The 21,123-nt window shown below is 61.6% G+C and carries 17 protein-coding genes; 3 read left to right on the forward strand and 14 right to left on the reverse strand.

The window, feature by feature from the left end; translation table 11 throughout:
* Positions 1–4: 4 nt before the first annotated feature.
* From M2427_RS21975 to M2427_RS21990, 4 genes are all read right to left on the reverse strand, one after another.
* Positions 5–970 (reverse strand): ABC transporter permease, encoded by a 966-nt coding sequence (locus M2427_RS21975; protein ID WP_280708747.1) that lies wholly within the window; start codon positions 968–970, stop codon positions 5–7.
* Positions 967–2,457, reverse strand: a complete 1,491-nt coding sequence (locus M2427_RS21980; RefSeq protein WP_280708748.1) for a sugar ABC transporter ATP-binding protein — start codon at positions 2,455–2,457, stop codon at positions 967–969. The genes M2427_RS21975 and M2427_RS21980 overlap by 4 nt, the downstream gene beginning before the upstream one ends.
* Before the next feature lie 56 nt (positions 2,458–2,513).
* Complete coding sequence (locus tag M2427_RS21985) at positions 2,514–3,650, reverse strand: ABC transporter substrate-binding protein (protein WP_280708749.1); 1,137 nt, start codon at positions 3,648–3,650, stop codon at positions 2,514–2,516.
* Positions 3,651–3,725: 75 nt separating this feature from the next.
* A complete protein-coding gene (locus M2427_RS21990; RefSeq protein ID WP_280708750.1) occupies positions 3,726–4,808 on the reverse strand; it encodes a 2,3-butanediol dehydrogenase in 1,083 nt (360 codons plus the stop codon).
* A 242-nt stretch (positions 4,809–5,050) separates the two neighbouring features.
* Here M2427_RS21990 and M2427_RS21995 point away from each other — a divergent pair, with 242 nt between their 5' ends.
* Positions 5,051–5,983 (forward strand): LysR family transcriptional regulator, encoded by a 933-nt coding sequence (locus M2427_RS21995; protein WP_280708751.1) that lies wholly within the window; start codon positions 5,051–5,053, stop codon positions 5,981–5,983.
* A gap of 386 nt (positions 5,984–6,369) precedes the next feature.
* On the opposite strand, the gene M2427_RS22000 is transcribed toward M2427_RS21995, so the two are convergent.
* The 6 genes from M2427_RS22000 to M2427_RS22025 all read right to left on the reverse strand — a co-directional run bounded on the left by M2427_RS22000 (position 6,370) and on the right by M2427_RS22025 (position 14,382).
* Positions 6,370–8,196 carry a tannase/feruloyl esterase family alpha/beta hydrolase gene (locus tag M2427_RS22000; protein ID WP_280708752.1) on the reverse strand — a complete coding sequence of 609 codons (1,827 nt, stop codon included), beginning with the start codon at positions 8,194–8,196 and terminating at the stop codon, positions 6,370–6,372.
* A 760-nt stretch (positions 8,197–8,956) separates the two neighbouring features.
* Complete coding sequence (locus M2427_RS22005) at positions 8,957–10,504, reverse strand: ABC transporter substrate-binding protein (RefSeq protein WP_280708754.1); 1,548 nt, start codon at positions 10,502–10,504, stop codon at positions 8,957–8,959.
* Positions 10,505–10,555: 51 nt separating this feature from the next.
* The gene (locus M2427_RS22010) at positions 10,556–11,563 is read right to left on the reverse strand and encodes an oligopeptide/dipeptide ABC transporter ATP-binding protein (protein ID WP_280708755.1); all 1,008 of its coding nucleotides are present in this window, start codon (positions 11,561–11,563) and stop codon (positions 10,556–10,558) included.
* Between the two features lies 1 nt (position 11,564).
* The gene (locus M2427_RS22015; protein WP_280708756.1) at positions 11,565–12,545 is read right to left on the reverse strand and encodes an ABC transporter ATP-binding protein; all 981 of its coding nucleotides are present in this window, start codon (positions 12,543–12,545) and stop codon (positions 11,565–11,567) included.
* Entirely contained in the window at positions 12,542–13,357 is an 816-nt protein-coding gene (locus tag M2427_RS22020) for an ABC transporter permease (RefSeq protein ID WP_280708757.1), read from the reverse strand. Before M2427_RS22020 ends, M2427_RS22015 begins: the two co-directional genes overlap by 4 nt.
* Positions 13,358–13,359: 2 nt before the next feature.
* Positions 13,360–14,382, reverse strand: coding sequence for an ABC transporter permease (locus tag M2427_RS22025; RefSeq protein WP_280708758.1), 1,023 nt, complete (start codon positions 14,380–14,382; stop codon positions 13,360–13,362).
* 508 nt (positions 14,383–14,890) lie between these two features.
* Between M2427_RS22025 and M2427_RS22030 the strand changes: the two genes are divergently transcribed.
* Positions 14,891–15,697: a dienelactone hydrolase family protein gene (locus tag M2427_RS22030; RefSeq protein WP_280708760.1), complete on the forward strand. Its 807-nt coding sequence runs from the start codon at positions 14,891–14,893 to the stop codon at positions 15,695–15,697.
* 127 nt (positions 15,698–15,824) lie between these two features.
* Positions 15,825–17,711 (forward strand): AMP-binding protein, encoded by a 1,887-nt coding sequence (locus M2427_RS22035; RefSeq protein WP_280708761.1) that lies wholly within the window; start codon positions 15,825–15,827, stop codon positions 17,709–17,711.
* 45 nt (positions 17,712–17,756) lie between these two features.
* Here the strand turns inward: M2427_RS22035 and M2427_RS22040 are convergent, their stop codons facing one another.
* The 4 genes from M2427_RS22040 to M2427_RS22055 all read right to left on the reverse strand — a co-directional run bounded on the left by M2427_RS22040 (position 17,757) and on the right by M2427_RS22055 (position 20,898).
* Positions 17,757–18,473 carry a TetR/AcrR family transcriptional regulator gene (locus tag M2427_RS22040; RefSeq protein ID WP_280708762.1) on the reverse strand — a complete coding sequence of 239 codons (717 nt, stop codon included), beginning with the start codon at positions 18,471–18,473 and terminating at the stop codon, positions 17,757–17,759.
* Positions 18,474–18,678: 205 nt separating this feature from the next.
* Positions 18,679–19,821 carry a thiolase family protein gene (locus M2427_RS22045; protein ID WP_280708763.1) on the reverse strand — a complete coding sequence of 381 codons (1,143 nt, stop codon included), beginning with the start codon at positions 19,819–19,821 and terminating at the stop codon, positions 18,679–18,681.
* Positions 19,822–19,823: 2 nt separating this feature from the next.
* A complete protein-coding gene (locus M2427_RS22050; RefSeq protein ID WP_280708764.1) occupies positions 19,824–20,243 on the reverse strand; it encodes a zinc ribbon domain-containing protein in 420 nt (139 codons plus the stop codon).
* 289 nt (positions 20,244–20,532) lie between these two features.
* Positions 20,533–20,898, reverse strand: coding sequence for a hypothetical protein (locus tag M2427_RS22055; RefSeq protein WP_280708766.1), 366 nt, complete (start codon positions 20,896–20,898; stop codon positions 20,533–20,535).
* Between the last annotated feature and the right edge of the window lie 225 nt (positions 20,899–21,123).

Genomic DNA, 21,123 nt, shown 5'->3' on the forward strand with positions numbered 1-21,123 from the left:
CTGGTCACCCCATCCTGCGGCGTTCGACATAGACGGAGACGGCGAGAATGATGATGACCGCCTGCGCCACCAGTTGATAGTGCTTTGACACGTCCATGAAGTTGAGCAAATTGTTCAGCAGCGCAATCAGGAAGGCGCCGAACAGCGTGCCGATCACGCCGCCTTTGCCGCCGCTCAGCAATGTGCCGCCGAGCACCACCGGCGTGATCGAGGCCAACGTGTAGTTGACCCCGCTATAGGGTTGTCCGACGCCGAACCGTGCGGCGAGGTAAAGCCCGGTCGCCGCGCAGCAGAAACCGGAAATGCCATAGACGAGCATCAGGATGCGCGTCCGCCGCAGCCCGACGAGGCGCGCGGAATTTGCATCGTCTCCGAGCGCGTAGATCTGACGGCCGAGCGGCAAATAGCGCAGCAGCAGCGCGATCAGGATGCAGAGGATCACCGCCAGCGTTGCTCCGATGGGAATGCCCCAGATGCGCCCATAGGCGAGGACGGTGAAGCTGCGCGGGACGCGGCCAATCGGTCCAAGTGCGTAGAGCAAGGTTACGCCTTGCAGGACCGCGCCCATGCCGAGCGTCACAATCAGCGGATGGACACGCAAGGTGACGACCAGGCCGGCATTGAGCACGCCGACGAATGTCCCGAGTGCGAGCACGCCGATGACGACCGGAATGACCCGATCCGGGTCGCCGTTGATGAGGCCTGACGTCAAGCAGGAGGTGAGACTGATCAGCGATCCGACCGAGAGGTCGATGCCGCCGCTGAGGATTGTCAGGGTTTGGCCGATACTGACGAGCGCAAGGTCGGTGGTCTGCTCATAGACATTGAGCAGATTGCCCAGCGTCAGGAATCGGTCGGATACTGTCGCGCCGACGAGATATACGGCGCAGGTCAGCACGAGCACGCCGGCAAGTCCGGCATTGCTGCGCAGCCACCAGGGCATCGTGAGACGGGCGGCGATCGCGCTCATGCGGCGCGCTCGCTGGTGGCCAGATGCATGATGCTTTCCTCCGTGGCGTCGCACCCCGGCAATTCACCGGTGATCCATCCCTCCCGCATCACGATGACGCGGTCAGCCATGCCGATGACCTCGGTCAGCTCCGAGCTGATCATCAGGATGGCGAGGCCGGAATCGGCAAGCTCGCGCATGATCCGGTAGATATCGGCCTTGGCGCCGACGTCGACGCCGCGTGTCGGCTCATCGAGGATCAGCACCGATCTGCACAGACGCGCCCAGCGTGCAATGATCACCTTCTGCTGATTGCCGCCGGACATCGTCGCGACCGGCGTTGCAGGCCCGCGACAGGCGATGCGGTATCGTTCGATTTCGCGGGCAGCGATCGCCATTTCACGCTCGCGGTCGATCAGTCCGCGCTGCGTGACCTCGCTAAGTGCGGGACCGCTGATGTTGGCGGCGATATCAAGCAGCATCGCGAGCCCTTGCGATTTGCGATCCTCGGTGACGAGGCCCATGCCGAGCCCGATCGCCTTGGCGGGCGACATCGCCGTGAAGCGCTCGCCCGAGATGTGGAGCGCGCCGTTCGTGATCGGGATTGCGCCGAACAGAGCTAGCGCCAGGTCGGTCCGTCCTGCGCCGACCATGCCGGCGAGCGCGACGATCTCGCCGGCATGCAATGCGATCGAGACGTCGCGGACCCGTTCGCCGACCGAGATGGTGTCCGTGCGCAGCACCGGTTGATCGGCTCTTGTCGTGCTGGCGCGCGGCGGAAACAGGTCGCCGAGATCGCGGCCGACCATCATCGAGATCAGCCGCTCGCGTGTGACCTCGGCGGTATCCTGCGTGCCGACGAGACGGCCGTCCTTCAGGATCGTGGCGCGATCGCACAGCGCGAAGACTTCGTCGAGACGGTGCGAAATGAACAGAACGGAAACGCCGGTTTCGCGCAGCCGGCGCAAGAGGTCGAACAGCAGCGCGACCTCGCGCCCGGCAATGACGGCGGTGGGCTCGTCGAGGATCAGCAGGCGGACATTGTGCGTCATGGCGCGTGCGATCTCGACCATCTGCTGATCGGCGACCGAAAGCGAGGCCACCGTCGCGCGCGGGTCGAGGGAAACGCCGAGCTTACCCATCAGTTCGACCGCCTCCGTCCTGGTCCGCCGGTGGTCGACCAGACCGAGCGCGTTGCGCCGCTCATTGCCGAGGAAGATGTTCTCGGCAATGGACAATTGTGGGAACAGGGCGAACTCCTGATAGACGACGTGAACTCCGGCGAGTTTCGCCTCGCGCGGCGACGACCAGTTGACGGGCTCGGCTGCAAAGATGATTTCGCCCTCGTCGGGCGCAAGCGCGCCGGCGATGATCTTGATCAGGGTGGATTTACCGGCGCCGTTCTCGCCGAGCAGGCCGTGGATCTCCCCCGGCTTGACGTCGAGGTTTACGCCGCTGAGGGCGCGTACGCCGGGAAAGCTCTTGGAAATGCCTTTGAGTGTGAGCATGCGGCCGTCTTGCCCTGTTGGCGTACCGGCGTGACCGGTACGCCAATTGTTCGGGTTCAGTGCGGATAATCGATCTTGAACGTGCTGGGATTGTAGGTGGGGCCCATGCCGCCGGACACCAGCATGTCGTCCGGGCCGTCGGGTACGATGTGCTGCTCCGCATACATGTCCGGCTTCGGGATCGAGGGCGTTTCGTCGCCATGGGTCAGCACGATGTTGCTGTTGATGGTGTAGGTGCAGGGCACCGAAGCGCCTGAGAGAACTTTCAAAGCGACCTCGAGCGCCGTGCCCATCATCGCCGGCGGATAGTCGATGTCGAGGAGCGGAAACTTGTTCTTGACCGCCATCTTCATCGGCCCGTTCATGTCGGCCGAGGTGATCGGCGGAATCTCGCTGCCCTTCCAGCCGGCATCGAGGAAGGCCTCGATCGCTCCGGGCACTTGCAATCCGTGCGGCGAGAACACCGCGTTGATGCTGTGGCCGTATTTGGCGATCATCGCCTGCATCACCTGCTTGCCCTTCACCGGGCTCCAGTCGGAATAGACTGTCTCCAGGATCTTGATCCCGGGGTAGGCGGAGAACACCTGCATCGCTGGCTTGACGCGGTTCTCGTTCGGGCTGGAGCCGGCTTGCCCGCCGAGGATGATCACGTTGCCCTTGCCGTTCAGCTTCTCGACGATCCACTGTGCGAACAGGCGGCCCATCATCGCGTCGGAGGCGGTGACGAAGGTGACGAAGTTGTCGGAGTCGACCCGGCGGTCCACCATCACGACCGGGATGCCGCGTTCGGTCGCTTGCGTGACGGCGGGATCAAGTGCCTGCGAGGTATTGGCGCTGACGATCAAGAGATCGACGCCGCGGGACACCAGGTCCTGGATGTCGGCCACCTGCTTGGCATCGTCGTGGCCGGCATCGGTGACGAGCAGCTTCTTCACGACGTCGGAATGGTCGTGCGCAGCCTTTTGCAGTGAGTGCAGGCCAACCACGCGCCAACTGTCGCCGAGGCCGGCATTGGAGAAGCCGATGGTGTAGGGCGGCGCCTTCTTGAACTTCGCGGTGTCGCGAATGCAGACGTCGAGCGCCGGGTTGAACAGGAACGTGCGCGGCGCACCGGAATATTGCGCGTGCGCGGCGTTTGGTGTCGCCACGGCAAGGCAGGCAAGTGACAGGCAACTCGCGATGGTAGCTCTCATTGATATTCCTCCCCTTTGATTTTAATGACCGTGGCGACTTGAGCGTCGCTCTGGATCAACCCCAGTGGCGTCGTCTCATGACGGCGCCGCAAGCTGCGTAGACACGAGTATTTTCAGCTTGTCGTTGCTTGGAGCCGTGAGGACATCAAAGCCCTTCGACACGACGTCCTCGGCACGGATACGGCCGTCGATGATCTTCGAAATCGGCAGCTTGCCGGACTCGACGAGCCCGATGATGCGCGGCCACATCGTGATGGGGTAACACCAGGTTGCCTCGATGGTGATGTCCTTCAGCGCCCACAGCATCGGGTCGGTGGAAGCCTTGCCGACATGCAGGCCGGCCTGAACCACGACGCCGCGCCGGCGCACGGCCTCGACGCAGGTGTTCAATGCGCTTTCATTGCCGACGCACTCGATGGCGACGTCGACGCCGACATTCTCTTCGGTCTGCTCCTTGACGCGCGCGACGACGTCGGTGGTTTTGGGATCGTAGACGCCGGCGCAGATGCCCCAGCTCTCGATCGTTTGCCGTCGTGATGCGTTGGGCTCCGACACGTAGATTCGCGCGGCACCGGCCGCATGCGCGCACAGGATCGTCAGCGCGCCGATCGGGCCCGCGCCCGCGATCAGCACCGTGCTGCCGGCCCGGACGCCGCCGCGATCGACCGCATAGAGCGCAACGGCTGCGGGCTCGATCATCGCGGCTTCCTCGTCACTGACGGCCTCGGGCACTCTGATCGCGTTGTAGTCGTTGATGACGGCAAGGTCGGACATGCCGCCCCATGCCCAGCTCAGGCCGACGCACCCCATTTTCTCGCTCAGATGATTGAGGCCGCGCCGGCTATAGTAGTCGTTCATCGGCATCACCAGCGGCTGCACTGAGATGCGGTCGCCGCGTCGGACATTGGTAACCTCGCGGCCGACCTCCAACACTTCTGCCGAGAATTCATGTCCGAGGATCTGCGGCAGTGTCGCTGCGGTGAACACGTGCGGCGAGGCGGGCGTGACGATTGGCCCTGCGATGTATTCGTGGAGATCGGTGCCGCAAATGCCGGTCCATAGCGGCCGAACCAGAAGCTGATTGGCGCCGAACTCGTTGGGCTCATCGACGGTTTCGACACGGATGTCCTTCCGTCCGTAATAACGAACAGCCTTCACGGTGCACTTCCTCTTCTGAGGCAGGTAATGGTCCCCGCCTTATTTTATTACCGGCCGTCAATTGATTGATGAGGATGGGGAATTTTGCTCCCCACTCTGGAGCAGCCGGTTCCAAAAGGTTAGAATAGACGCGTTGGAGCCACAATATCCGGTGATTTCCCTTCACTGGGGAATGGAAGGCCCTAATCTCCGCATCGGCTTAGGGAATCGGTGACGATCTGGAACAAGCTCGGGAGGGCGCAATGGCCATCGATCGGATGAAGGACATCAGCGTGTTCGTCCATGTCGCCGAAGCCAAGAGCTTCACGGCGGCGGCCGAACGCATCGGGCTTTCGCGATCGGCGGTCGGCAAGAGCATCGTTCGGCTCGAAGATCGGCTCGGGGTCAGGTTGATCCAGCGCACGACGCGAAGCGTCTCGCTGACCGGAGAGGGAGCGGCCTTCCACGAGCGGTGTGTGAGGCTGCTCGCCGATCTCGACGAAGCGGAGATGGCGATGCTCAGTCACTCGCAGGCGCCGCGCGGTCGGCTGCGGCTCGATCTGCCCGTGTCGTTCGGACGGCTGCATGTTCTTCCGGTTCTCAACGAGTTCATTCGCAAATGGCCGGAGATCTCCGTCAGCGCTTCCTTCGGCGATCGCTACGTCGATCTCATCGACGAGGGCGTCGATCTCGCCATCAGGATTGGCAGCAGCGATGATTCCCGGCTGATGAATAGGTTTCTGGCGCCTCATCGCCTGGTGACCTGTGCATCGCCGGCGTATCTTGCAGAGCGAGGTACGCCGGGAAACATCGACGCGCTGGCGCAGCATAGCTGTCTCGCCTTCGTGCACGGCGGGCGCTCCGTCGATTGGCGATTCAACGAGAACGGACAAGCCCGCGTGATCGCCATCAATGGACGTTTCGTTGCGACCAACGCAGAAGCTTTGCGTGACGCGACGATTGCGGGTTTCGGCATCGCAAGGCTTGCCACATTCCTGGTCAGCGACGATCTGCGTGCGGGTCGGCTTGTGCCGATCCTCGAAGATGTCGACGCCGATGGTGCACCCATACGTGCCGTCTATCCTTCGAGCAGGCACTTGTCGCCGAAGGTGCGTACGTTCATCGATGCGTTGCTCGAAGCTTGGCGGCCGGAGCCGCCCTGGGATCGCGCACAGACCCCGACCAAACGGACGTAGCTCGCTCTTCAGTAACTTGCCCATCGCGTTTCGAGACAATTCTACACCGATCTAAATGCTGTTCAGACGCTAGCAAGAAGCCAGATGATCTCGACAGAAATCCAAATTGCCTGCGCAGAGGAAGAACGACTCCGGCTTCTGCTCGCAAAATGCTTTGACCTGCTCACCGAATTCGTTGTCCCGATTCGAACGACGCGATTTGCACCAAACTTCAAACGGCTGCCCGACTAATGACGCTTAGCGCCCCATGACCGACCCAGGTCAGGTTCAATTCGCGAGGGGGACAATAACCCTGTTGTAAAAAGGGCCCCCAAGAGAGCGACCCTCCGGGTCGCCTCGGCCGGATATCGCAACAATCAGGTTCGGTGCCGGCAACGCTTCAGGGACTAGCGGCAGCTGAAGCTCGAAGCCTGCGTCGCCGGGCCGTGGCCATCCCACGTCGTCCGCTGGGGATAGACGCAGACCGGATAGGTCACACTGCCATCGCGCGAGGTCAATGTGATCTCGCCGGGCGCCACTCCCTTCTCCACCCAATCTGTCAATGCGGAGAAGAACTGGTCCTTGTCGCGCGTCGGCGTTTGGTTGGCGTTGCCCGGCAGTTTCGGCAGTGGCACGGCGTCGTTCTTGCCGGTGACGGTGTATGAGCGGCCCTGCGAGGAATGCGCGACCCCCGGCACCAGATACATCCGCATGAATTTTGAGACCTCGGCATCGCCGCCCATCGCAGCAAACACGCGCTCGTGATAGTTGACGTTGCCGGCCGGCGGGATCGCATCATCCGCAAGTCCGCTCCAAACGATCACCTTGCCACCAAGATCGCGCAGCTTGGAGAGATCCGCCTTGTCGGTGATCAGATTGCTGAACAGTGCGGGCTGCAGCGCGACGTTCTTGTCGACGCCATCAGCGAAGCCGACATAGTCGAGCTCGACCCAGCGGTTGCGCTTGGCGGTGGAGGTGTTGGCGATCGGAATGCCTGAGGTCGCGCTGGCATCGGCGGCGTAGCTGACGTCCTGCATGCCGAGCGCAAAATTGTCAGTCGACGCGCTCGTGATCTGCATCGAGATCGACGTACCCCTGGTAAATGTCCACCACAGCTGCTTCACCCCGAGCGCCTTGCCGCTACGGGCTTCCGCCGTCTGAGCCGACTCGACGCTGCCATCGCGGGTCGCGCCATACCAGATCTTGTTGAGCGCTCCCGCTTCCTTCGCGCTCATGCAAGCCGCCTTGTCGGCATTGCTGCCCGTGACGCCATCGCCCGCTTCGCCCGCACAGAGCAGCATCGCGTCACCAGCGGGATTGTAGTCGCAGGCGAAGGGATCAAGCAGGAAGCCGAGGCCGGCCTTGTCGCACGCCGCGACAGCGCGCTTGTTGGCGGCCTCGACCTTGGCGGCGAAAGCGGCGGCCTCCGGCTTGTTGATTGCCGTGAAGCCGAGCTCGGTCTTCATCACGATCTGCGGATAGAGGCTGGTGGTGCCGAACTTCGGGATGTTTAGCGCAGGCTGCGCGATCATGTAGCCGTCATAGAGCTCGGGATATTCCTGCACGATCTTCAGGCCCTGGCGGCCGCCCTGCGAGTGTCCGTCGTAATAGACGAATTTCGGCGCCTTGCCATAGTAGAGATTGACCAGCGCTTTGGTTTTGACCGCCTGCTCGACCATCGCCCGCACGGAGAAGTCGCGGAAGCCCTCGACGTTGAGCTTGCCGTCGGAGAGGAAGGCGAACGAGCCGTCCTGATACCAAGGCTGGCCGGCATCCGTTGTCCCGGAAGCATAGCCGATATTGGCATTGACGATCGCCGGCACCTTGCTGCCGATCTTGTCGGGATAGCGATGGCCGCCGCCGACCCAGCCGCCGCCGCCATAATTGCGGATGCGCTCGTTCCAGTTGGCCTGCGTTGGCAGCCAGACCTCGATGCCGATACCTTCTGAATAGGACGGCGCGGTCTTGTCTTTCTCGGCCGTGACGCCGGGACCGACCAGCAGCTTCACGAGGCAAAGATCGGCTGCCGCCGCGATCGGCTTCTGCGCATCGGGCGCCAACAGCTCCTCACCCTTCTTGACCTGGCGAACCGCGATCACGGTCGTGATCTCGTCGGGATGGAAGGCAGCTTTGATGCCGTCGTCACAAGCCATCGGCTCGGCGGACGCTGGTGTGACCAGCCAGGACCCAGCCAGCAGCCACAACGCCCAAAGATTCTTTCTGGTGATCAACATCGGTTCACTCCCCTTGCTTGTTGTTTTCTGTTGGCAGCCTTGGGGCCGCCTCTAATTCATACCCAGCATCTTCAATGGCCGCGACTCGCGGGTCTGCGCGGCGAGCCCGACGACGACATCGGCGGCGCCAGTAAGTGATACGACGATCTCAAAAATGACATGTAGACGAGCCCTTCATCGTTCATCCAACGCGGGCGACGCCGAACTGCACGACAGGCGCGCCGATGAGGCCAGTCGGGAAGCGGCCGTCGCCGAGGAAAAACGGTCGGGTGCTGTGACTCATCGGCGGTTCGTTGCCCCTTCGGGAGAACGCAGATGCGGATGCCCGACTTGCTCGACGATAGCGCGTAGCTGACGCAGCACAATTATCCATTTATTACACGAACTTAACATCGTGTTATCTTTTGCGGTGCCAGAATCTGCTGTCCGCAACCGTCCCTCTAAGTGCAACCGCGAGTGCTACGCTATCGCGGCAACGAGTCCATCAACCAGCACAAGTCGCTGCTGGAATGTGCCCTCGAGCGCGACATCAAGAATGCTGTGCTTGGGCCTAAGCACCCGCTCCCAGCCCAACAGGCCAGCTGGCTGGTCTCGCGATGCCTCCGTCCCCGTCACCATTCGTTCCGCGACGGATGTCCAACGCAAATTACACGCTTGCGTTCTCCCAACTGCGGAGAGCAAACGGAAACGATGCGAAGTCCAAGCGGCGCGGGACGGCTTCAAGGCGCGCTGACCAGCGCGACCAATACCACCTGTGCAGTCAGTTTTTCCAGATCTCGCCAAACCGCACCAAACCATCCGGGATTTCGCGAACGCCGTGGATCTTTCTGCTCGTGACGATGGAATCCGCCGGATAGAAGAGATAGGCGACTGGCAGATCCTGGGCGAGTAGCGCGGCAATATCACCGTAAATCTTTTTGCGTTCTGCCTGGTCGAGTGAAGTCATTCCTCTTTCCAGAAGTTCATCGACTTTCGGATTCTTGTAATGCCAGTAGTTCGCAGACGGGGTCACGTCGGCAAACCTGGAATGATAGAAGGTGTACGTGTTTATGTGGGGATCAGCTCGCCCCGTAAAGCGGTAGAGCGACGCGACGAATTGCTTGGAGTTCATGTTTTGCACAATCCGGTTCTGGTCGACTGGGAAGAGATCGACCTTGGCTCCGACGTCCCCCAGCATTTCCTGAAGCGATTGTGCTAACTGCTGCGACTGCGGCGAGTTATTATGTGTCAATGTAAAGGCGACCGGCTTGCCGTAGGCTGCAATAAGCTCCTTCGCTTTGGCTTTGTCGTGCACTGGATAGTTTGGGACCGGCTGATTTGCCCACATGCCTGGTCCGTAGGGGCTAAATGCAAGCCTGGGAATGCCGTTCAGCAGTGTTTTGCGCAACAGCTCACGATCAATGGCGTGCGCAACAGCTCGTCGAACACGAACATCATCGAATGGCGGCTCCGTAAGATTCATATAGACGCCATCGTAGCCAAAGCCGCCCGGCTGCAGCACGTTGTATTTGCCTTCTCGCTTCGCCTGCGCCACGAACCGCGTCGACGCCTGTAATACCATGTCCGATTGCCCGGATAGGAACGCCGCCTGCATCGTCTCCGGATTCTGAATTCCTCGAAGCACGATCGAGTCCAGATAGGGCTTCCCTAGCCGCCAATAGTCGCGATTCTTCACGAACACCAATCGGCTGTTGCGAATCCATTCCGAAAACTTAAAGGGACCCGTTCCGACCGGCTTCAAGCCGATTTCCGATGGATTGGCCTTGAAGGCCGACGGCGACACCATCATCCCCGGAGCGTCGGCGAGAACCGTTGGGAAGGCCGAGTTGCCGGTCGAAAGTTTGAACTGCACCGTGTAGTCGTCCAGCACATCAACACTCTCCAGCTCCAATAAAGACGATAGACATCGGCAAGCGTTCGCCGGATTTCGGGTTCGTTCAAAGTTTGCCGCGACAGCTGCGCTATCCAACGGCGTGCCGTCGTGAAACTTGATCCCGCGGCGCAACTTGACAGTATAAGTCTTCGCATCGCTGCTAGCTTCATAGCTTTCAGCCAAGAACGGAACCGTTTGTCCCTCCTCGTTAATGTCGAACAACGCCTCGTAGACCGGCGCAGCGTACTGCCGTTCAGTGAAAGTTCCGCTTCGGATCGGATCGACGATGAGTGGCTCTTGAGCGAGCCCGACTGTAAGTGTTCCGCCGGAAATTGGCTCCTCAGCACTCAAGCGCACCGGGGAGGCAGCCAAAGCGAGCAGGATCAACGCAGTCTTCGAAATGAAGGCAAACTTGCGATCAGCCGCACCAGCCATAATGCTCTCCATTACACATTGAGACCCGCGAGACGGTGGATCGGATTGAGTTCACAAATGGGACTCAGCGGGTACCAGCGGATTGTGACAGGCGACAAAATGCCCCCTTTTCGTTCCGAGTGATTTGACGACCGGTTCTTCGTTAAGGCAGCGCGACGTCGCGCGCGGACAACGATTGTGAAACCGGCAACCGACGGGCATATCCAAGGGCGAGGGAGTCTCGCCCGCCGGAGCTACCGATCGACGGCGCCGCGTCGGATCGAGCGACGGCACCGACGCGAGCAAGACTGCGGTGTAGGGGTGCGCTGGAGCCGAGTAGAGCTCGTCGGTCGGAGCAATCTCGCAGATCTTGCCCAAGTACATGACCATCACCCGATCACTTATGCTGCGCACGACAGCAAGATCGTGCGAGATGAAGAGCATCGTCAGGTTGTATTCAACCTTTGCATCTTCCAGCAAATTGAGCACCTGAGCCTGCACGGATACGTCCAATGCAGAAACCGGCTCGTCGCAAATGAGAAGTCTCGGACGCAGTACCAGCGCGCGCGCGAGCGAAACGCGCTGGCATTGACCACCTGACAATTCATGCGGTCGCCGACTGCCGATCAGATCGCCGTCTAGACCAACGCTACGTAGCGCCTCCATGACGCGCACGTGTCTCTCCGTCCTGGAACCACGTGCAGCCACGAGCAGGGGCATCTCGACAATATCGAGTACGCTATGGCTCGGGTTAAGCGACGATTGAGGGTCTTGGAAGACCATCTGCATCTTGTGCCGGATTGCTCGCAGGCGTTGCCCCGAGATCGAGAGCACACTCGCGCCGTCGAATGATACCACGCCCGCGTCGGGCGCCGGCAACGCCATTATCGCTCTGGCCAGCGTTGACTTGCCGCTGCCCGATTCCCCGACTACGCCCAACGTCTCGCCACGCGCGACATCGATGCTGACATCAGAAAGGGCTTGAACACGCTTGGAGCTACGGGTGCGATACGTCTTCACGAGGCCAATGGCCGAAAGCAGCACCTGGCTGCGCAAATGAGCTTGTCCGCTGCCGGCCATTTTACGACTCCACCCCCGAGGGATTCCAGCATTGAAACTGATGATCCGTCATCGAGATCATGCTCGGCAGCTCCGAGCCGCAGATATCGAGTCTGTCGGGGCAGCGCGGCGCAAAAGCACAGCCCGCCAGTCGCCGCGTCAGGTCGGGCGGGTGGCCCGCGATCACCTGTAACCGCGCATGCCGCGGCAGCTCCTTCCTTGGAATGGAGTCTAACAAGGCCCGCGTGTAGCGCATTCGTGGTTTCGTCAAGAGCGCCGCGACGTTCCCTTGTTCCACCATTCGTCCCGCGTACATTACCCCCACGCGATCACACATTTCGGCGACCACGCCGAAATTGTGTGTGATCATGATGAGCGACATGCCGTTACTCTCCTGCAAGCGGCGGAGCAATTCGAGTATCTGCGCTTGCACCGTCACATCCAGCGCGGTCGTTGGTTCGTCGGCGATAAGCAGTCGAGGATTGCAGGCGAGAGCAATGGCAATGACTATGCGTTGCCGCATACCGCCCGACATGCGGTGAGCGTACTCCTCCGCCCGCTGACGCGCTCCCGGAATGCCAACTTCAGCGAGTAGCTCAACCGCGCGCTCTTTAGCAGCTCGCCGTGATAGATCGGTATGGTTGCGCAGCACCTGGACCAGTTGCCGCCCAATGGGCAGCACAGGGTTCAAGGAAGTTAGAGGATCCTGGAAAATTATCGCGATGTCGCGACCGCGCACTTTTCGCATCCCAGCTTCGCTGAGCTCCATCAGGTCCTGGCCGTCAAACTCGATCTTGCCACCTGCCCGTTTTGCGATACTGATCGGGAGTAAGCCGATGATGCTCCTCGCAAGTATGGACTTGCCAGAGCCTGACTCTCCCACAATACCGAACGTCTCGCCTTGGCCGACTTGGAACGAAACATCGTCGACAGCGTACAGCCTCCCGTGTGAAAGGTCGAAGTAGGTTTTCAGATTATCGACACGCAGAAGCGGTACGCTCATGCAGGCCTCTCACGACGTGCGATATGACGTTGAATCGCTTCCGCGACCATGTTGAGCGCGAAGATGGTCAGAAACAACGCCATGGCCGGGAAAAAAACGGCGTGCGGGGCTTCCAGTACGTTCGACTGCTCGGATGCCATCATGGACCCAAGTGTAGGCGCGGGCGGCGGCACACTCAGACCAAGATAACTCAGCCCCGCTTCGGCTAGCGCGCCAATGGCGATGAGCAACAAACCATAGGACAGTAGCGTCGGGACCAAGTTCGGGAGAATTTCGCGAACCAACAGCCGTATGTTCCCCATGCCAGCAGCCCGCGCCGCAGTTACAAACTCGCGCTCGCTGTATGCAAGCGTATTGGCTCTGACAATGCGAATCACCGCCGGCGTGAACACAACGCTCAGAGCGACGATGACCTTTATCAGTGCGTGGCCAGGGTATGCGACCATCGCGATGATGAGCACCAGCGGCGGAAAGGCAAGGACCACGTTGCAGGCCGCCAGTATGATCCGCTCAGCCCATCCTCGGAAATAGCCCGCCACCATGCCAAGCGCCCCGCCGGCCGCAAGTGCCAGCATGACCGATCCAATGCTGACTACGAACGTAATGCGGAAGCCGTAGATCACGCGCGACAGAATATCCCGGCCGAGCGAATCTGTGCCGAACCAATTCTGCCCATTGGGTGGACTTAACATACGAACCAGACTCTGACGCGCAGGATCGTCGATCGGCAGCCAGCTTGCGCCGAGCGTGGCAATCGCTACGACAAGGAGCCAACTGAGTGAAAGCAAGAATCCAACACCGAGGCGCCGCATCACTATCCGCCATCGTGCAACAAGCGGGGGTCGACGATGGCGTAAACGATGTCCGTCAATAGGTTGATCATGATGAACATGACGCCCACAAATAGGACAATTCCCTGCGTCATGAGATACTCTTGCTGATAGATCGATTGAACCAACAACTGACCGATGCCAGGCAGAGCAAACATCTGCTCAATGATGATCGCTCCGCCCATGAGACGCCCCATGTTGATACCGACCGCGGTGATCAGGTTCAGCGACGAAGGACGCAATGCATTCTCGAATAGAATTCGGGTCGTCCGGAGACCCATTCCTCGCGCGAGAGCAATATAGTTTTGCTGCAGCGTTCCAATCATCTCCGTTCGGAGCAAGCGGAGGTATATGGGAACTTCGATGAGCGCCAAGGAGAGAACTGGGAGGATCATGCTCCTCAGATTCTCCAGAACACCTTCATGAAGCGCGACATACCCGGTCGCCGGCAGCCACTGCAGATGTAGCGCGAAACCGTAGATCAGACAGAGGCCCACAACGAATGCCGGGATGGAGAGGAGCATGAGGCAACACCCCAGGGTCACGGAATCAAAGGTCGACCCGCGCCGATGGGCACTGAGGACTCCGAGCGGGACTGAAATGGCCAAGGCCACGATCTGCGTCATGACAATGAGCTCGAGGGTGACTGGCAGCCGCGACAGAATGGTGTCAAGCGTTGGCTCGCCAGAATGGACCGCGCGACCGAGATCCCCAGACAGAACATTGCCCAGCCAACGAAAATAGCGGACGATCAGCGGTTGATCGAGGCCGAGACTTTCACGCAGCACGGCTACACGTCCCGGCGTCGCTGCGTCTCCAAGGATTAGCGTTGGTAGGTCACCTGGTAAAAGAGCGACGAGGAGAAAGCTCACGATAGAGATCGCGAACATGGTCGCGAGCACGCCTGAACCTGCAATAGCGAAACGACGTGCTGCAGAGCGGACGCGAGCTCCCAACCCCCTCCTGACGGCATCGTCCCTCGATTGCAGAGCCATTTCCTCGGTCACCCGCGTCGCTACTTTTTTGTTTTGCTTATCATATAGCAAATCTTGGAGCAACGACGCCGTGGGGGCCGGGAGTTCCCAAATTCTGCGCTAACGGCTACGGGTTTGTGCGTTCAATCACATGACGACAATCGCACCGCTTGATCGTCAATCGGGACTTAACCGAATTTCGGTCGCGTTCGGTATCTCAACAAGAATCGTCCGGCTTTACCGCTAAATCTTTGCTGTCTGATTGACAAATTTGTGCAGGATGACATCTTCACCCTCAATCCCGTCAGGGTGGCCTCCCGTCCTGACGACAACGGAACTTGGGAAAGTACTTCAGGCGAGGTCCTTCCGGGTCCGCGGGCCGAGGACGTTGGTTTGCGCCGAGGCCTCGCGCTCACCACCTCGATCTTTGGACGGATCGTCCGAACCTTCGCGCCCCTGCGCGATCTCTCCCCGGTTCTGCGGATCCATTCCGTCCCTGGCCGCAGGTCCCGGGACCCCGGTGCCAGCGGCAGGTGCGAAGATGACCGAAGTCGAGGTTGATATCGAGACGCCCGATGGGGTGATGAACACTGTCGTTATGCATCCGGAGCATGGGGGACCGTTTCCGGTCGCGATCTGCTTCTTCGATTCCTGCGGAATCCGCCCTGATTTTCTGGAAATGCCGCGCCGCCTGGCGGCGACCGGGTACTGCGTGGCCACACCCAACATGTATTACCGCAAGGCGCGGGAGGTAAACCTCAATCCGGACGAGATCGATTCCGACGATCCGGTCTATGACGACCAGCGGGCCCAGATGTGGCAGCTCAACCGCAGCATCACGCCGCAAAATTGCGAGGCCGACACTCGTGCAGTGATCGCCTGGCTGGACGCCTACTCGCACACCCTGCGTGGCCCAGTCGGCGCATTCGGCTATTGCCTGGGCGGGCGGCTGTCGCTTTGGGCGGCGGCCTTTGTCCCCGACCGGGTGGCCGCGGCGGGATCCTTCCACGGCGGCGGCTTCGTTACCGACACGCCCCTCTCTCTCCACAAGATCGCCGACCGCATCAAGGCCGAGGTCTATATCGCCCACGCGGGCACCGACAAATACGTGCCCGTGGAGAGCTTGCAGATCTTCGAGAAGGCCTTGGGGGCCGCTGGGGTGCGGCGGCGGATCGAGGTCTATTCGCAGGCGCACCACGGCTTCACTATCCCCGGCCGAGACGCCTATCACGCGCCGTCCGCCGTTCGCGCATGGGAGCGGCTCTTCGCGCTCTTCCGGCGCAACCTTCCGCAGACGCCCGCCAGCGGCGATCTTGGCGACCTCCAGGCCGACATCCAAGTGATCTGACCCGCCGGGTGGAAAGTGCGCCTGCGGGCCTGTCTGGACAGCCGCGCGAAACCTGATCTACGCCCGAAAGTTGCTGGTTCTTAGTTCTTCTCGGCGGTGGCAGCGGTGGGGCGAGAGACCGCTCGACGTGCCGATTAACAACGCCGCGGCGATCCTGATCTCTCAGACCCACAAGTTGTCCCTCCGGGCCGCCGTCGCGATCCTGGCGCCGTTGCCTTCCCGATGGCGGGTCCACCGCCCAACTCGGCCGCAGCGCGCTGGCCAACAGCGGCCGCCCCCGCAGGATGCTCGCGGCGCATGCGCGGCTTCTTGTTCTCTCGTGACAAGCGAACGTGCCGCCTTGCGCGCAACCAATTATTTGTTGATCAATAGACAAATAACTTTGATACCAGTGGTGCGCTCAGATGTCGCGAAACATGAGGCCAGGGCGCCCGAAGGGAAGGAGCGAGGCATGACCGAGACGACAACCAAGGACGCGCGATCGAATTCGCTGGAGTTCTGGGCGCAGACCAAGCCCGACCAGGTCGCGCTAGTCGAGGGCGAGCGGAGCCTGACCTGGAGTGAGTGGAACCGCCTCTCCGACCACCTGGCCGAGTCCATGGCTCGGGCCGGCGTCGGGCGGGACGACATCATCGCCGTGCGCACCCAGATCCGTATCGAGTGGGGGATCATCAACTGCGCGATCGCCAAGCTCGGCGGCTCGGTGCTAGGCCTGAACTGGCGCCTCACCCCCTCCGAAGTGGCCTATGTGCTGGGCAATAGCGGCGCCGTCGGCCTGATGGCGGACGATCCGGATCCGCGGCCGATGTTCGAGGCCGCCAAGCCGATGAACCTGAAATTCACGGTCAGCATCGACACCGAACTCGACGGCTATCCGAAATGGGGCAAGTTGCTGGCCACGGCGTCGCCGGAGCGGTTTTCGGCCGCCGAGGCGGGCCTAGTCATCTACACCTCCGGGACTACCGGCCTGCCCAAGGGCGTGCCCCCGCGCAACCCGGAGCCTCACATGATGCAGAAGTTTCTTGAATACCGTGCCAGCATGGCTGAGGCCGCCGGGCGGCGCGAAAACGAGGTGATTCTCTGCACAATGCCCTTCTCCCATGGCGCGGGTCCCAGCATCGTCCGCGGCGGCATCGCTCGCGGCTGTCCGATGGTCATGCAGCGCCGGTTTGACCCGGAAGGCGCCCTGAAACTGATCCAGGAGCACAAGATCACCAGCTGGACTGGCGTGCCCACCATGATAAAGCGGGTAGCAGGGCTGCCCGAGGCCGTGCTCAAGAGCTACGACGTGTCCTCGCTAAAGCACATCTCGGTCGGCGCCGCCCCGGTGCCCTTCTCGCTCAAGCTCTGGATCATGGAGTATTTCGGCGAGGACAGCCTGCACGAGGCCTATGGCTCAACTGAGACCAGCATGATCTCGCACATGCCGCCGTCGATGCAGCGAAAGAAGCCGGGCTCGTCGGGCCTGCCCTACAAGCATGTGGACGTCAGCGTCCGCGACTCCGACGGCAAGGAATTGCCGCGCGGCAAAGCCGGCGAACTCTGGATCCGCACCCCGCTGGTGATCAAGAACTATCTGAACGCCGATCCGCTCGACGAGAAGACCTTGGATGCCGATGGTTTCTTCCGGGTCGGCGACGTCGGCTATGTCGACGAGGACGGCTACATTTTCATCACCGACCGGGCCAAGGACATGATCATCTCCGGCGGGGTGAACCTCTATCCGGCCGAGATCGAAGCGGGCCTGCTGCTGCATCCGGCGGTTCAGGACGTGGCGGTCATCGGCATCCCGGACGACGAGTTCGGCGAGCAGGTGAAGGCCTTCGTCGAGGTCAAGCCCGGTCGTTCGGTTACACCGAATGAACTGCTGGAGTTCTCCAAGGAGTCGCTCGCCTCTTATAAGCGGCCGAAATCGATCGAGATCGTCGCCGAACTGCCGCGCAACGAGGCCGGCAAGCTTCTGAAGAAGGACCTTCGCGCCCGCTATTGGGAAGGCCGCGAACGGATGGTCTGAAGCGGATTGGGCATCCGATCCGGGCGTCCGCGACCGCGCCGGCGGCTAACGGGGCAGCTTGGCCTTTACCGCCTTGTAGGGTTTCGAAGGCGTGGCCGCCGCCTTGACGGCCTTAACGGGGCTCGTGCGGCTGGCCGGCGCGAGCATCACGCCCTGCTTGAGATTGTCGATGAAGGCCTCGGTAGCGGCCTTCATGTCGTAGCCCGGATCGAGGTCGACGAAGCTCGACTGGCCCCTAAGGAACCCGAAGATCGATGCGCCAACAGCTTCGGCGTTGAGCCCCGGCCGGAGGCCGCCTCCCTCGATCGCGGCGCGCACCTCTCGGCCCCAGCCCTCGCGGGCCTGCTGGTTCAGTTCGGTGATAGTCCGCCGCAGCGTCGGGCGGAAGCGCGCCTCGGCGATCAGGACGCTCATCGCCCGATTCGGCCGCGAACCGTAGGCCTGGCTGTAGCGTCGGATGCGGTCGGCGATCCGCTCGAACCCCGGCTTCAGGGGCGGACTGGTAGCTATCGATTCGCGATAAGTGGCGACCAAATAGGTGGCGACCTGCGAGAGCAGGTCTTCCTTCTTCCCGAAATAGTGCGCCGGCAGAGCGCGGCTGTAGCCGGCCGCGTATCCAACTTCGGCCAGGGAGAAGCGATCATAGCCCTTCTCGACCAAGAGCCGGATGGCCGCGGTGAGAATCTTGTGCTCGGCCTCGTCGCGTCGATCGGCTTGTTTGCGCGCTGGCTTCTTATGCGCCGGTGTGTTTACAGCTTCCATGCCGTTGTGACCGATCCATGAGATTCAGGAAACCTCATCCTCCGTGCCACGATGACGCCGCGTTCACAATAGCGCGCAGTCGTGTGGCGTGAAGCCAACAGACCTGCAGATCACCGAGTCGGCGCCTTTTTTCGTGTAGAAGCTGTTCAAAGCCAAGCAACTGCGCGTTGTTTCCGGACTCGACGCGGCCCGCGGATAACGGACGTCACTTCTTCAGGACGTGGACGTAGCAGACGGCGCCCACCCCCACCATGTGGGCCAGACCCACCTTGGCGTTCCTATGCTGGCGCGGCCCCGCCTCGCCGCGCAGCTGCGCGGCGATCTCCGCGACCTGGCCGACTCCCGTCGGACCGATCGGGTGCCCCATGGCGATCAGGCCGCCCGAGGGGCTGATCGCGCACTTGCCGCCAATGTTCCAGGCGCCTTCTTTCAACAGCGGGATATACTGGCCCGGATCGCAGATCCCGGTCGCCTCCGCATATAGCAGTTCCTCAACCGTAAAGGCGTCATGCACCTCGATCACGTCGATCTCGCGCGGCGCCACGCCAGCCTCGCGCATGGCGCGCGACATTGTCGCCGCTGACAGCGCGGTGTCGGGGTTGAGGTCGTTGCCGGCCTCCTCGCTGCCCGCCGCCGAGGAGGCGATGCGTACCGCGCGGGTGGCGTCGATGCCCAGACGCTTGATTCCCTCCTCCGAGGCGATGATGACCGCCGCAGCTCCTTCGCCTCGGGGCGTGCACTGTAGCGCGGTCAGGAAGCCAGAGATTGGGCGCGCCAGCACCTCCTCTAAGGTCCGTTCTCTCTGGCGCTGGGCGTTTGGGTTCAACGCGCCGTTGGCGTGATTCTTGACCGCCACCTGCGCGATGTCCTCCTGCTTGACGCCATACTTCTGCGAATATTCATCGGCCAGCAGAGCGAAGTGGGTGAACGGGACGATCGCGTCCTCAGCGAGGTTCGGAAGACCCGAGGAGGCCCGTCTGCCGATCGGCCGGGTGGGGAATTTGTCGAGGCCAACGGCCAGCGCGACATCGCTGATGCCAGCGGCGACTTCGACGGCGGCGTGGCGCACCGCGGTGGAGCCGGACGCCGAGGCGTTCTCCACATGGGCCAGCGGTTTGCCCAAGGCGCCCAAATATTTCAACATCTGACGGCCGGCCGCCATGCCCAGCAGGGCGTGGGCTATATAGGAGGATTCCACCGCCTCCCAGGGAATGTTGGCGTCGGCCAGAGCGCGGCGGATCGCCGTCAGGCCCAGCTCGATATAGGGGGTTTCGGTCGGGTACTGGTACGGGTGCAGCCCGATGCCCACCACATAGACCGGGCGCAGGTCGCCGATGAGTTTCGCCATGGTCAGGCTCCTTCCGCGAGCTTGAATCGCAGGTCCGTCTCGCCATGGTCCGGACGGGTCTCCGGCACCAGGGTGGTGACCATGGCCGTGCCCTTGGCCAGCTGAGTGTCGGCGGGCACCTCCAGGAGCGAGCGTACGAAGACACCGTCCTCGGTGACCACCGAGCCCACCACGAAGGGGGCTGGCCGGTTGGGATTGGCCGACATGATCACCTTAGCCGAGGCGATCAGCTTGCCGCGGCCGGTGAGCGCGATGGGCTCTAGATCAGTCGAGCCGCACTTCTCGCAGCCATAGGTCTGCATCGGGAAGAACTTCCGCCCGCAGGATTTGCATTGGCCGCCGAGCAGGGCAGGGTGATCGGGCGCTGCAGGCGTCCCTTCCGCCGTGAATAATTTCGGTGGCGCCGCTTTCGCCTCGCTCATCGGATCCTCCCGTGACAGCTCGTATTAATCTGCATAATAGCGGGACACGCGCAATATATTTGTTATTCAGTAAACAAGTAATATTCAACGCGGCAGCGCCTCGCAGAGCATTGCGCCTGACCATCTGTCGGTCCGCGCCGGCCCTCCTGCCGATTCTGGCGCGCTGCAGCTTGATCAGCATGCAATGGGCTCCAGAGGACTGTCGGCCAGAGGACGCCGGCTTGGCCGGCGTTCGGAGTCGTCACGGGGTTCGGAGGCCGGTCAGCGACGAAGGATTCTGCTGCGGCCGTCACCCGGCCGGCAACGGTGTGGTCAGCCGCCAATAGCTGGCGATCAGTTGATCGCTCGTCTCGATCCCAATCCCTTTGAAGATAACCCGCCCCTGGTAACGCCAAGTCAGATCGCGAATCTCCCCGTTAGGCTCAACGGTAAGTTCGAACGGGACGCCGGCAGGCTCGCCATTGGGCTCGTAGTAGCGGATCTCATGGACGCCGCAGAACCCCTTGGAGGTGGTGTCGCCTTGCGCGAGGCCAGATCCCAGGCGCGGCTCGTTGGTACGGGTTGAATACCAGGTGGCAACGAAGGTGTCGGGCCGGTCATGGTTGCGGCGGTACGACACCACGCCGACGTATTCGGCCACCAACGGCACTGACATCTTGGGCCCCCCTGACGACGCGCTTCTCTATGGCGCTCCGGCAAATTCACGGACGGACCTCGTTTATAAACTTGCTTGCTGCTTTACAAGTGATTCGGCTTCCCTGCGCCCTTTTTAGACATGGTTAACCGTCCCGACCGACCCGGGCACAATTTAAGCATCGAAATCTTGCGCATTTACCGAACCCATAAACCGGGCAATAAGCGAAACGTGCAAGGGTGGCCG

Origin of the sequence: Bradyrhizobium sp. BR13661 (assembly GCF_029892425.1) — a bacterium.
In the GTDB taxonomy this organism is placed as follows: Bacteria; Pseudomonadota; Alphaproteobacteria; order Rhizobiales; family Xanthobacteraceae; genus Bradyrhizobium.

Excerpts from the sequence above, each read along its gene's own strand:
- M2427_RS21975 (WP_280708747.1), bottom strand. The coding sequence starts at position 970 with ATGAGCGCGATCGCCGCCCGTCTCACGATGCCCTGGTGGCTGCGCAGC.
- M2427_RS21980 (WP_280708748.1), bottom strand. The coding sequence starts at position 2,457 with ATGCTCACACTCAAAGGCATTTCCAAGAGCTTTCCCGGCGTACGCGCC.
- M2427_RS21985 (WP_280708749.1), bottom strand. The coding sequence starts at position 3,650 with ATGAGAGCTACCATCGCGAGTTGCCTGTCACTTGCCTGCCTTGCCGTG.
- M2427_RS21995 (WP_280708751.1), top strand. The coding sequence starts at position 5,051 with ATGGCCATCGATCGGATGAAGGACATCAGCGTGTTCGTCCATGTCGCC.
- M2427_RS22000 (WP_280708752.1), bottom strand. The coding sequence starts at position 8,196 with ATGTTGATCACCAGAAAGAATCTTTGGGCGTTGTGGCTGCTGGCTGGG.
- M2427_RS22005 (WP_280708754.1), bottom strand. The coding sequence starts at position 10,504 with ATGGCTGGTGCGGCTGATCGCAAGTTTGCCTTCATTTCGAAGACTGCG.
- M2427_RS22010 (WP_280708755.1), bottom strand. The coding sequence starts at position 11,563 with ATGGCCGGCAGCGGACAAGCTCATTTGCGCAGCCAGGTGCTGCTTTCG.
- M2427_RS22015 (WP_280708756.1), bottom strand. The coding sequence starts at position 12,545 with ATGAGCGTACCGCTTCTGCGTGTCGATAATCTGAAAACCTACTTCGAC.
- M2427_RS22020 (WP_280708757.1), bottom strand. The coding sequence starts at position 13,357 with ATGCGGCGCCTCGGTGTTGGATTCTTGCTTTCACTCAGTTGGCTCCTT.
- M2427_RS22030 (WP_280708760.1), top strand. The coding sequence starts at position 14,891 with ATGACCGAAGTCGAGGTTGATATCGAGACGCCCGATGGGGTGATGAAC.
- M2427_RS22040 (WP_280708762.1), bottom strand. The coding sequence starts at position 18,473 with ATGGAAGCTGTAAACACACCGGCGCATAAGAAGCCAGCGCGCAAACAA.
- M2427_RS22045 (WP_280708763.1), bottom strand. The coding sequence starts at position 19,821 with ATGGCGAAACTCATCGGCGACCTGCGCCCGGTCTATGTGGTGGGCATC.
- M2427_RS22050 (WP_280708764.1), bottom strand. The coding sequence starts at position 20,243 with ATGAGCGAGGCGAAAGCGGCGCCACCGAAATTATTCACGGCGGAAGGG.
- M2427_RS22055 (WP_280708766.1), bottom strand. The coding sequence starts at position 20,898 with ATGTCAGTGCCGTTGGTGGCCGAATACGTCGGCGTGGTGTCGTACCGC.